This is a genomic window from Streptomyces sp. NPDC048734, assembly GCF_043198675.1.
Lineage (GTDB): Bacteria > Actinomycetota > Actinomycetes > Streptomycetales > Streptomycetaceae > Streptomyces.
On record NZ_JBICUZ010000001.1, the window covers coordinates 416,676 to 429,088 of the forward strand.

Annotated in this window: 8 protein-coding genes and 1 pseudogene; all 9 read left to right on the plus strand. The window is 72.2% G+C overall.

The features are described 5' to 3' along the window. Positions 1-136 precede the first annotated feature (136 nt). Positions 137-1,078, plus strand: coding sequence for a rod shape-determining protein MreC (gene mreC, locus ACGFQC_RS01875; protein ID WP_363088254.1), 942 nt, complete (start codon positions 137-139; stop codon positions 1,076-1,078). A gap of 14 nt (positions 1,079-1,092) precedes the next feature. Continuing rightward, positions 1,093-1,764 (plus strand): rod shape-determining protein MreD, encoded by a 672-nt coding sequence (gene mreD, locus ACGFQC_RS01880; protein ID WP_363088253.1) that lies wholly within the window; start codon positions 1,093-1,095, stop codon positions 1,762-1,764. Between the two features lie 251 nt (positions 1,765-2,015). Continuing rightward, positions 2,016-4,274 carry a penicillin-binding protein 2 gene (mrdA, locus tag ACGFQC_RS01885; RefSeq protein ID WP_363088252.1) on the plus strand — a complete coding sequence of 753 codons (2,259 nt, stop codon included), beginning with the start codon at positions 2,016-2,018 and terminating at the stop codon, positions 4,272-4,274. After that, complete coding sequence (gene rodA / locus ACGFQC_RS01890) at positions 4,271-5,470, plus strand: rod shape-determining protein RodA (RefSeq protein WP_363088251.1); 1,200 nt, start codon at positions 4,271-4,273, stop codon at positions 5,468-5,470. The genes mrdA and rodA overlap by 4 nt, the downstream gene beginning before the upstream one ends. A gap of 100 nt (positions 5,471-5,570) precedes the next feature. Next, the gene (locus ACGFQC_RS01895) at positions 5,571-7,118 is read left to right on the plus strand and encodes a CYTH and CHAD domain-containing protein (RefSeq protein ID WP_363088250.1); all 1,548 of its coding nucleotides are present in this window, start codon (positions 5,571-5,573) and stop codon (positions 7,116-7,118) included. Positions 7,119-7,263: 145 nt separating this feature from the next. Continuing rightward, complete coding sequence (locus ACGFQC_RS01900; protein ID WP_363088249.1) at positions 7,264-9,189, plus strand: TIGR03960 family B12-binding radical SAM protein; 1,926 nt, start codon at positions 7,264-7,266, stop codon at positions 9,187-9,189. 184 nt (positions 9,190-9,373) lie between these two features. Then, positions 9,374-10,420: a hypothetical protein gene (locus ACGFQC_RS01905; RefSeq protein ID WP_363088248.1), complete on the plus strand. Its 1,047-nt coding sequence runs from the start codon at positions 9,374-9,376 to the stop codon at positions 10,418-10,420. A 48-nt stretch (positions 10,421-10,468) separates the two neighbouring features. Continuing rightward, complete coding sequence (locus ACGFQC_RS01910) at positions 10,469-11,233, plus strand: TIGR03936 family radical SAM-associated protein (protein WP_363088247.1); 765 nt, start codon at positions 10,469-10,471, stop codon at positions 11,231-11,233. A gap of 277 nt (positions 11,234-11,510) precedes the next feature. Further along, positions 11,511-12,413 (plus strand): annotated as a pseudogene (locus ACGFQC_RS01915) (ribonuclease E/G); the annotation flags it as partial.

Below are 12,413 nucleotides of genomic sequence, written 5' to 3' on the forward strand. Positions count from 1 at the left end.
TGCGGCGGATCGTTGATATCGAGGCATAGGATCCTCGAGAGCCACCAAGCGCCCCATACCGCACCCCGGATTCTGCCGGGGCCCAGCGAAATCCCGCATTCCCGCATTCCTATGAGGAAGGGCACGGCCGCCGCACGTGAGGGACACACGAGAGAGCCGGCTGCTCCTGGTGCTGCTGATCGCCGTCGCGTTCGCGCTGATCACGGTCGACATCCGCGGCGGAGAGGACTCCCCGGTCGACGGTGCCCGGCAGGCCGCGGCCGCGGCCTTCGGTCCGATCGAGGACGGGGTGGCGTCGGCGGTGGACCCCGTCGGCGACGCCGTCTCCGCCGTACGCGACTCCGGTGAGCGACACGACCGGCTCGCCGCGCTGGAGAAGGAGAACGCCGCCCTCAAGGCGAAACTCGGCAGCGACGACCGCAACCGCAGCCGCCTGGCGCAGCTCGACAAGATCCTCAAGACCGCCGGCGCCGGCCAGTACGGCATCAAGGGCGCCGAGGTCATCGCGATCGGAGCGGCCCAGGGCTTCTCCTGGACCGTCACCGTCGACGTCGGCGCGAACGACGGCATCCGACGCGACATGACGGTCCTGAACGGCGACGGGCTGGTCGGACGGGTCACCACCGTCGGGCCGAACACCGCCACCGTCCTGCTCGCCAGCGACCCCGACTTCACCGTCGGCACGCGCATGGAGGCCTCCGACGAACTGGGCTTCGCCTCCGGGCAGGGCGACCGCCCGCTGCGCGTCGAACTCCTCAACGGCAAGGCCGAGGTGAAGAAGGGCGACCGTCTGGTCACCTTCGGCTCGCAGGCCGACAAGCCGTTCGTACCCGGCGTGCCGGTCGGCGTGGTCTCCCGCGTCGATCCGTCCGGCGGCGACCTCACCCGCACCCTCTACGTCACGCCGTACGTCAGCTTCACCAAGCTCGACATCGTCGGCGTCGTCGTCGAGGCCCCGAAGAAGGACCCGCGCGACACCGTGCTGCCCACCAAGCCCAAGCCGGTCCCCACGCCGACGGTGACCGTCACGGTCACCCCGAACGCGAACGCACCCGTCGAAGGCCAGGAAGAGCAGTAGGAGCTGACTACCCCATGCGCGTCAACCGGATCCTGCTCTCCGTCCCGCTGATCGTCGTCGCCCTGGTGATCCAGGTGAGCGTCCTCGCCCGCCTGCACCTGCCCGGCGCCGTCCCCGACCTGCTCCTCCTCACCGTCCTGGGCCTCGCCCTGGTCTACGGCCACGTCGGCGGCGCCCTCATCGGCTTCGGCGCCGGACTGCTCGCCGACCTCGCCCCGCCCGCCGACCACGCCGCCGGCCGCTACGCCCTCGTGCTGTGCGTCATCGGCTACCTGGCCGGGCTCGTCAAGCCGGAGAACGGCCGCATCAAGTCGGCCACCGGCCCGATGCTCGTCGTGGTCGCCGCCGCGATCGGCTCCACCCTGCTCTACGCCGGTGTCGGCGCCCTCGTCGGCGACACCGCCGCCCGTCACGTCGGTCTGACCGGCCTGCTGTTCTCGGCGGCCCTGTACGACCTGCTGCTCGCCCCCTTCGTCGTGCCGGGCGTGATGTTCCTGGCCCGGCGCGCGGACAACGACCCGCTCGCCGAGACCAACGCCGCCGCCAAGACGCCCGACATCTCCTCCGGGTGGCTCTCCTCCGGCACCGGCTTGCGGATCGGCGGCCAGCGCGGCGGCCTGAAGATGAAGGCGGCGCGCTCCCGGATGGCCCGTGCCGGGCGCATCAAGGGGGTCAAGAGGCTGTGATCGCCGGGGAGTCGAGGACGGGTGACGCCAGAGACGGTGCCGGCCGTGTCCCGTGCGCGGAGGATGCCCGAGGGTTCACCCGAACGGGGTCGCCGCGGCGGAACGGGGCCTCACAGGCGGATCGTTCATCATGCGTACGCACACCCACCGGCACACGCACACCCGCATTCACCGGCACACGCACACCCACAGGCACAGGCACTCGCATCCGGGCACACGCGTCCGCGCACTGAGAGGGGGAGACCGCCGCAGTGACCAACATTCCCGAGACCGGGAGGACCCCACGGGTCCAGATCCGGCTCGTCGTGATCCAGATCCTCGTCCTCTCCCTCCTCGGCACCCTCGGCGGCCGGCTGTGGTACCTCCAGATCCGTGAGGGCGCGGAGTACGCCAAGGAGGCCTCCGGCAACCACGTCCAGCAGGTCGTCGAGCCCGCCGTGCGCGGCTCCATCCTGGACGCGCGAGGAGTCCCCCTCGCGGACAACGAGACACGGCTCGTCGTCTCCGCCTCCCGGACCGAACTGCTGAAGCAGAAGGACGACGGCAAGGCCGTCCTGGCCAAGCTCGCCGACGTTCTCGGCATGACCGCCGAGGACGTCGCGCTGAAGGTCCGGCTGTGCGACGCGGAGACCCCCCAGCCCTGCTGGAACGGCTCGCCCTACCAGCCCATCCCCATCACCGACGAGGCCACGCCCAAGCAGGCCCTCCAGATCCGCGAGCGCGCCGAGGACTTCCCCGGCATCACCGCCGAACCCGAGGCCGTGCGCCGCTACACGAGCCCCGGCGCGGCCAACACCGCCCAGGTCCTCGGCTACCTCTCCCCGGTCACCGACGAGGAGATCACCAAGGCCCAGGACACCGACTCGCCCTTCCTGCGCTCCGACCAGGTCGGCCGCTCCGGGCTGGAGCGGCAGTACGACAAGGAACTGCGCGGCAAGGCCGGCGTCACCCGCTACGAGGTCGACAACCTCGGCCGGGTCATCGGCGAGGCCGAGGCCGACCCGGCGCAGCCCGGCTCCAACCTCGTCACCAGCATCGACGCCCGCGTCCAGCGAGTCGCCGAGTACGAGCTGAACGAGGCGATGAAGGAAGCCCGCAAGCAGTTCGACAGGAACACCAACGAAAACTACAAGGCCGACGCGGGCGCGGTCGTGGTGATGGAGGCCAAGACCGGCCGCGTGGTCGCCATGGCGTCCAACCCGAACTACGACCCCAACGCCTGGGTGGGCGGGATCTCCGCCAAGGACTACAAGAAGCTCACCGGGAAGTCCTCCAACTACCCGCTGCTCAACCGGGCCATACAGGGTCAGGCGGCACCCGGCTCGATCTTCAAGGTGGTCTCCACGGCCGCCGCGGTCCAGGCGGGCTACGACTTCGACGGACGGTACAACTGCTCCAGCTCGTACTCGGTCGGCGGCCAGGTCTTCAAGAACTTCGAGTCCCAGAACCACGGCGCGATCGACCTCGGCCGCGCCCTGGAGGTCTCCTGCGACACCGTCTACTACTCCCTCGCCCACCGCGAGTGGCAGCGGGACGGCGGCATCGACCCCAAGGGCAAGCCGAAGGACTACTTCTACAAGACCGCCCACCAGTTCGGCCTCGGCAAGGAGACCGGCATCGACCTCCCCAACGAGGTCAGCGGCCGCGTCCCCGACCGCGAGTGGAAGCAGTCCTACTGGGACGCCAACAAGGACGGCTGGTGCAAGACCGGCAAGAAGGACGGCAGTTACGTCGAGAAGATCGCCTACGAGAACTGCCTCGAGGGCAACAAGATGCGCGCCGGTGACGAGATCAACTACTCCATCGGTCAGGGCGACACCCTGGTGACCCCCATTCAGATGGCCACCGTCTACGCGGCCATCGCCAACGGCGGCACCCTGTACGACCCCACCGTCGGCAAGGCCATCGTCAGCCCCGACGGCAAGACGGTCCAGGAGATCGAGCCGAAGGCGCACGGCAAGCTGCCCGTCAGCAAGCAGACCCTGGCCCAGATGGACGACGCCCTCGCCGGCGTGGCCACCCGCGGTACGGCGGCCTGGCGCTTCGGCGGCTGGCCGCAGGACAAGATCGAGATGCACGCCAAGACCGGTACCGCCGAGGTCTACGGCAAGCAGACGACGTCCTGGTTCGCCACGTACACCAAGGACTACTCGATCGTGATGACGATCTCCCAGGGTGGTACGGGTTCCGGTGCCTCCGGCCCGGCCGTGCGGAACATATACGACGCTCTGTACGGCGTCTCCGACGACGGCGTGATCAACAAGAAGAACGCGCTGCTGCCCACCCCGCAGAAGACCCTGCCGAAGATCAAGACGGACGGCACGATCGCGTCCCCGAAGATCTCCAAGGACCCGGCGAAGGAGCAGCAGACCTACCAGAAGGCCACCGGGACCGGCACCCCTGCCCCGGACGGGACGCAGCAGGGAGCGACCACCGCCTCACCCGAGGCCACCAACCGTGACACGCGGCGGCGAGGACGCCGGCGAGGAAGCCGGAGGAAGTGCACATGACCGGCGCGAACGGCTTCTCCGTCTCCGGGTACGGGCCCGAACGGGCCGGCTGGACGCGGCTCTTCGCCCGTGACTCGCTGGCGCGGCGCCTGGACTGGCCGATACTGCTGGCGGCGATCGCGCTGTCGCTGATCGGCTCCCTGCTGGTGTACTCGGCGACCCGCAACCGCACCGAGATCAACCAGGGCGACCCGTACTTCTTCCTGCTGCGGCACCTGCTGAACACCGGCATCGGGCTCACCCTGATGATCGGCACGGTCTGGCTCGGCCACCGCACGCTGCGCAACGCCGTACCGGTCCTGTACGGCCTGTCGGTCCTGCTGATCCTGCTGGTGCTCACCCCGCTCGGCTCCACCGTCAACGGCGCGCACTCCTGGATCCAGCTCGGCGGCGGCTTCTCGCTCCAGCCCTCGGAGTTCGTGAAGATCACGATCATCCTGGGCATGGCCATGCTGCTGGCGGCCCGGGTCGACGCCGGCGACAAGCTCTACCCCGACCACCGCACGGTGCTCCAGGCCCTCGGCCTGGCCGCCGTACCGATGCTGATCGTCATGCTGATGCCCGACCTCGGGTCGGTCATGGTCATGGTCATCATCGTGCTGGGCGTGCTGCTGGCCTCCGGCGCCTCCAACCGGTGGGTCTTCGGGCTGCTCGGCGCGGGCGCCGCCGGTGCGCTCGCCGTCTGGCAGCTGCACATCCTGGACGACTACCAGATCGCCCGCTTCGCCGCCTTCGCCAACCCCAGCCTCGACCCCGCGGGTGTCGGCTACAACACCAACCAGGCGCGCATCGCCATCGGTTCGGGCGGCCTGACCGGGTCCGGGCTGTTCGAGGGCTCGCAGACCACCGGCCAGTTCGTGCCCGAACAGCAGACGGACTTCGTGTTCACGGTCGCCGGCGAGGAACTGGGCTTCGTCGGCGGCGGCCTCATCATCGTGCTGCTCGGCGTCGTCCTGTGGCGGGCCTGCCGCATCGCCCGCGAGACGACCGAGCTGTACGGCACGATCGTCGCCGCCGGGATAGTCGCATGGTTCGCCTTCCAGTCCTTCGAGAACATCGGCATGACCCTCGGCATCATGCCGGTCACCGGCCTGCCCCTGCCGTTCGTCTCCTACGGCGGCACGTCGATGTTCGCGGTGTGGGTGGCGGTCGGACTGCTGCAGTCGATCCGGGTCCAGCGGCCCATGTCCGCCTGAGCGGCCCGCACACCACGGCGCGCGCCGCGCCCCGCGCGCGGGGGAAGTCGAGCCCGGTCGGCCCTGCCGTCCCGGGCCCGACTGCCACTAGATTCGGGTCATGACGGAGACGAAACGCGAGGTCGAGCGCAAGTACGAATCCGATGACGGCGGACTGCCCGATCTGACCGGTGTCGCCGGGGTCGCCGCCGTCCTCGACAAGGGCGTCACCGAACTGGACGCCACCTACTACGACACCGCCGACGCGCGGCTCTCCGCCGCCTCCCTCACCCTGCGGCGCCGCACCGGCGGCTCCGACGCGGGCTGGCACCTGAAGTTCCCCGTCGCCCCCGGCGTCCGCGACGAGATCCGGGCACCGTTGTCCGACGCCCTCCCGCGCGCCCTCGCCGGCCTGGTCCGCTCCCGCGTCCGGGACGCCGAGCTGGCACCGGTCGTCCGGATCCGCTCCGCCCGCGACGTCCGCGAACTGCTCGACGCCGAGGGCCGGCTGCTCGCCGAGGCCAGTGCCGACGCGGTGCGCGCCGACCGGCTGACCGGCGACGGCGGCTCCGCCCGGTGGACCGAGATCGAGGTGGAACTCGCCGACGGCGGCGACCCGGACTTCCTCGACGAGGTGGAGAAACGGCTCCGCAAGGCGGGCGTACGGCCCTCCGGATCGGCCTCGAAGCTGGCGCGCGCGCTGGCGGAGACGGAACCGCGACGGAAGAAGGCCGGGAAGCCGAAGCGGAAGCCGCAGGCCGACGGGAGGCGCGCCGCCGAGAAGACCGCTCCCGGCACCGCGGCGACCGCCGGGGACCACGTCCTGGCCCACCTCCGCACCCAGCGGGACGCGATCGTCGCACTGGATCCGGCCGTCCGCCGGGAGCTGCCCGACTCCGTGCACGGCATGCGCGTCGCCACCCGCCGGATGCGCAGCGCCTTCCGCTCCTACGCCAAGGTCCTCGACCGCACCGTCACCGACCCGGTCGGCGAGGAACTGAAGTGGCTCGCCGGGGAGCTGGGGGTGGACCGCGACCAGGAGGTGCTCACCGACCGGCTGACGGCCGCCCTGAAGGCACTGCCGCGCCCGCTGGTCGTCGGCCCCGTCCGCACCCGGCTCCGCACCTGGGCGCGGGCCGGCAGCGGCGGCTCACGCCGGCGCCTGATCGCCGTACTGGACGGCGCACGGTATCTGGCGCTGCTGGACACACTGGACCGGCTGGTCGACGAGCCGCCCCTGCTGCCGGCCGCCGCGGGCACCGCGGAGAAGGTGCTGGCCAAGGCCGTGCGCAAGGACTTCGCACAGGTCGCCGCCCTGGTGGAGAAGGCGCTCGCCCAGCCGCCGGGCGCCGGTCGGGACCTGGCCCTGCACGAGGCCCGAAAGAAGGCCAAGCGGACCCGCTACTGCGCCGAGACCGCCGCGCCCGCGCTCGGCGGGCCCGCCGCCGACCTGGTCCGTCACATGAAGTCCCTCCAGGGACTGCTCGGCGACCACCAGGACAGCGTGATGGCCCGTGAGGCCCTGCGCGACCTCGCCGCCCAGGCGCACGCGGCGGGGGAGAGCGCCTTCACCTACGGGCTGCTCCACGGCAGGGAGGAGCGGCGGGCGGAAGCGGCGGAGGCGGCGCTGCCACAGGCGTGGGAGACGGTCGGCGCGGCGGCGGTCTGAGGCACCGGGCCCTTCCGGCGGTCTGAGCCGCCGGGCCCTTCCGGCGTTCGGGGACGCCCCGTGAGCGGGTTAGGCTAGATGGTCACCCTCCCCCAGCCCTTCCGGCCGGGGGTGCCCCCAGCCAGCTCACGAAGGTAACCTCGCGATGTCTGTCGAGTCGGTCTTCCCACAGCTCGAAGCTCTGCTCCCGCACGTGCAGAAGCCGATCCAGTACGTCGGCGGCGAACTCAACTCCACGGTCAAGCCCTGGGAGTCCTGCGACGTCCGCTGGGCGCTGATGTACCCGGACGCGTACGAGGTCGGGCTCCCCAACCAGGGCGTCATGATCCTCTACGAGGTCCTCAACGAGCAGGAGGGCGTCCTCGCCGAGCGCACGTACAGCGTGTGGCCGGACCTGGAGGCCCTGATGCGCGAGCACCGCGTCCCGCAGTTCACCGTGGACAGCCACCGCCCGGTGAAGGCCTTCGACGTGTTCGGCCTGTCCTTCTCCACCGAGCTGGGCTACACGAACATGCTGACCGCCCTGGACCTGGCGGGCATCCCGCTGGAGTCCCGGGACCGCGGTCTCGACGACCCGATCGTGCTGGCCGGCGGCCACGCGGCCTTCAACCCCGAGCCGATCGCCGACTTCATCGACGCGGCGGTCATCGGCGACGGCGAGCAGGCCGTGCTCGACATGACGAGGATCATCCGGGAGTGGAAGGCCGAGGGCCGGCCGGGCGGCCGCGAGGAGGTCCTCCTGCGCCTGGCGAAGACCGGCGGCGTGTACATCCCGCGCTTCTACGACGTCGAGTACCTGCCGGACGGCCGCATCGCCCGCGTCGTGCCCAACCGCTCCGGCGTTCCGTGGCGGGTGTCGAAGCACACGGTCATGGACCTCGACGAGTGGCCGTACCCGAAGCAGCCCCTCGTCCCGCTCGCCGAGACGGTGCACGAGCGGATGTCGGTGGAGATCTTCCGCGGCTGCACCCGCGGCTGCCGCTTCTGCCAGGCCGGCATGATCACCCGCCCGGTCCGCGAGCGTTCCATCACCGGCATCGGCGAGATGGTGGAGAAGGGCCTGAAGGCGACCGGCTTCGAGGAGGTCGGCCTGCTGTCGCTGTCCTCCGCGGACCACAGCGAGATCGGCGACGTCGCCAAGGGCCTCGCGGACCGCTACGAAGAGGACAAGATCGGCCTCTCGCTGCCCTCGACCCGCGTGGACGCCTTCAACGTCGACCTGGCCAACGAGCTGACGCGCAACGGCCGCCGGTCCGGCCTCACCTTCGCCCCCGAGGGCGGCTCCGAGCGCATGCGCAAGGTCATCAACAAGATGGTCTCGGAAGAGGACCTGATCCGCACCGTCGCCACCGCGTACGGCAACGGCTGGCGCCAGGTGAAGCTGTACTTCATGTGCGGTCTGCCGACGGAGACCGACGAGGACGTCCTGCAGATCGCCGACATGGCGACCCGCGTCATCCAGAAGGGCCGCGAGGTCTCCGGGGCCAACGACATCCGCTGCACGGTCTCCATCGGCGGGTTCGTGCCCAAGCCGCACACCCCGTTCCAGTGGGCGCCGCAGCTCTCCGCCGAGGAGACGGACGCCCGCCTGGAGAAGCTCCGCGACAAGATCCGCGGCGACAAGAAGTACGGCCGCTCGATCGGCTTCCGCTACCACGACGGCAAGCCCGGCATCGTCGAGGGCCTGCTGTCCCGCGGCGACCGCCGCATCGGCGCCGTCATCCGCGCCGTCTACGAGGACGGCGGACGCTTCGACGGCTGGCGCGAACACTTCTCCTACGACCGCTGGATGAGCTGCGCCGACAAGGCCCTGGCCCCCTCCGGCGTGGACGTCGACTGGTACACCACCCGTGAGCGCGGCTACGAGGAGGTCCTGCCCTGGGACCACCTGGACTCCGGCCTCGACAAGGACTGGCTCTGGGAGGACTGGCAGGACGCCCTCGACGAGACGGAGGTCGAGGACTGCCGCTGGACGCCGTGCTTCGACTGCGGCGTGTGCCCTGCCATGGACACTTCCATCCAGATCGGCCCCACGGGCAAGAAGCTGCTGCCGCTGACGGTCGTGAAGTAGCGCCACCGCGCGCACGAGGGCCCGGCCGCACCGAACGGTGCGGCCGGGCCCTCGTGCGCGGGCGGGCGGCCGATGAGGTCGGTCTTCCGGGCGGCGGCGCGAAGCCGGGGGCGCGCGAGGCGGGAACCGCGCGTGAGACGGGAACCATGGGATCCGTACGGGCCGCCGTGGCGTCCTCGTGGGTATGGACCTCGACAAACCGTCCGGTGAACCGTCCGTCCGGCAGCCCGCGCCGCAGCAGCCCGACGGGTGTCTCGTCGTCGCGATCCGGCTGCCCGTGCGGATCGTCGCGCTCGTACTGGTCCTGCCGGTGCGCATGGCGTGGGACGCGCTCGTCGTCGCCGGCCGCTTCCTGAACGGCGCCCTGCTGCGCCCGCTCGGCCGGGCCCTGCTGTGGCTGGGCAGGGTTCTCGTGGTCCTTCCCCTGGCGGGCCTGTGGCGGTACGTCGTCGTCCCCGCCGGCAAGGCCCTGGCCTGGCTGGCGAAGGCGTTGGTCCTCACTCCGCTGGTGTGGTGCCACCGCCACCTCCTCACCCCCGTGGGCCACGCCCTGGTCTGGCTGTACGCGCACGTCCTCACCCCCGCGGTCGTCGGTCTGGGCGCCGCCCTGGCCTGGCTGGTGCGGTATCTGGTCGCCGCGCCCGCCCGTTGGCTGTACGACTGGCTGCTCGTCCCCGTGGGACGGGCGATCGCCTGGTGCGCGCTGGGTCTGTGGCGGCTGCTGGCCCTGCTCGTCGCGGGAATCGGCCGGGTCCTGCACTGGGTCACCCGCATCCTCGTCGTGCTGCCCGCCCTGGCCCTGTGGCGCTGGTTCCTCGTGCCGGTCGGCCGTGTCCTCGCCGTCGTCGGGCGGGAGGTGTGGGACGCCCTCCGGCACGCCTGGCGGATCGCCGGACACCTCTCGCTCGCCGTCGGACGCGTCCTCGGGACCCTCCTGCGGTGGATCTTCGTGGAGCCGGTGCGCCTGGTGTACCGCGGCGTGCTGACGCCGGCCGGGCACCTCGTCCGCGACGTCGTGCTGCGGCCCGCGGCCCGTGCCGCGCGCGCCGCGGGCCGCGCCGGGCGGCAGGCCCTGGCCGCCGCCCGCGCGTCCGTGCGGCAGGCGCGCGCCGACGTGCGACGGCTGCTGTTCGGCGAGCCCCGGCGGCCGGATCCCGTGGCCCGGAGGGAACCTTCCGGGCGCGGGACACGTACTCTTGATAGCAGTACGACCGCTCTCACGAAGGACTGAACGACACTGGGCAAGCGACAGCCCGAAGGCCCGCCGCCCGCACCCGCGGTGCAGCGCATCCGCCTGCGCTACACCAAGCGCGGCCGCCTCCGGTTCACCAGCCACCGTGACTTCCAGCGTGCCTTCGAGCGCGCGCTGCGCCGTGCCGAGGTGCCGATGGCGTACTCGGCGGGGTTCACGCCGCACCCGAAGGTGTCGTACGCCAATGCCGCACCCACCGGCACGGGCAGCGAGGCGGAGTACCTGGAGATCGCGCTCACCGAGGCGCGGGACCCGCAGAAGCTGCGTGAGCTGCTCGACGAGTCGTTGCCCACCGGGCTCGACATCGTCGACGCGGTCGAGGCCCGTACGTCCGGGCTCGCCGACCGGCTCACGGCCTCCGTGTGGGAGATGCGCCTGCCGGGCGTGGACCCCGCGGAAGCCGACCGCGCGGTGGCCGCGTTCGTCGCGGCCGACACCGTCGAGGTCCAGCGGCTGATGAAGAACGGCGTCCGCACCTTCGACGCCCGCTCCGCCGTCGCACACCTCGAAACACTGGATCCACAGGCCGATAGGCCGACCGGCCAGCCCTGTGCGATACTGCGGCTGGTTGTTCGGCACGTGACGCCTGCCGTTCGACCCGACGACGTCCTGTCCGGTCTTCGCGCCGTGGCCGACCTGGCGCCGCCGGTCCCCGCAGGGGTGACCAGGCTGGCGCAGGGGCTGTTCGATGAAGAGACCGGCGCGGTGACCGACCCGCTCGCGCCCGACCGCGAGGCAGCCGAGGCCCTGACAACGGCCGATGTGACTGCCGCCGCGAAGGCACCGGCGTAAGGAAGGTTCCGCACAGGGACGCACGTCGTAGCGCAGCCCTCGCACTCGGGAGCCACCTGGGTCGGGCAGCGCACCGACCACAAGACTTTCGCCAGGCCGTGCACATTCGGTGTACGGAACCGGCGAGACAGGACACTAGAGAGCTCCCGTGCGGCGCCCGCGCCCCGGACGGCGGCACCGCGCACAGCGCGAGCCGCGGACGTCAACGGCGACCGATCCACCGTGATCGGCACCGGACCAGCGCGGCGCCCGGGAGCCTGACGGGAGATACGCCCGCATGCTCGAACCGACCGAATCCACAGAGTCCGTTCCGGACTCCGCAGCGAACACCCCGAGCGACACCCTGCCGCCGCGTCGTCGGCGCCGTGCCGCCTCCCGGCCGGCGGGCCCGCCGGCCGGTGCCGCCGAGGTCTCCGCCGAGACCGTCGAGCCGACCGCGGCGGCTGCTGAGACCGCCGCCGACCTGGCCGCGGAGGACACGGAGGAGGAGACGACGGCTGACACCGCCGTCGAGGCCGCGGAGGCCCCCGCGCAGGCCGAGGAAGCCGCGCCCGCCGCCCGTCCGCGCCGTCGCGCCACCCGCCGGGCGTCCGCGCCCGCCGGTGCTCCGGCCGGTGCCTCCGCCGCGGCCGAGGCCGCAGAGACCGTGGTGCCCGCGACCGCCGCCGCGCCGGTGGAGCCGGTCGAGGCCGTCGCCGCCGCGGACCAGGCCCCCGCCGAGGAACCCGCACCGCGCCGTACCCGCCGCCGGGCCACCCGCACCGTGACGGCACCCGCCGCCGTGGAGCAGACCGAGACCCCGGCGACCACCACGGTGACACCCGAGAGCGTGGCCCCCGAGGCGGCCGAGGCCGCCGTGACGGCGGAGCCCACCGAGGCCGCGCCGCCGGCCGGCCGGAGCCGCCGCAGGGCCACGCGCCGGGCGGCCGCGCCCGCCGGTGCGCCGCAGGGGGCCGAGGCCACCGAGGTCACCGAGACCGCCGCCCAGGTCGCCGAGGCGCCCGCCGTGGCCGAGCAGGCCGAGCCCGCCGCCGAGGAGGCGGCGCCCAAGGGCCGTACGCGTCGTCGGGCCGCCCGTGCCGCCGCCGCGCCCGCCGGTGCGCCGCAGGGGGCCGAGGCCACCGAGGTCACCGAGACCGCCGCCCAGGTCGCCGAGGCGCCCGCCGTGGCCGAGCAGGCC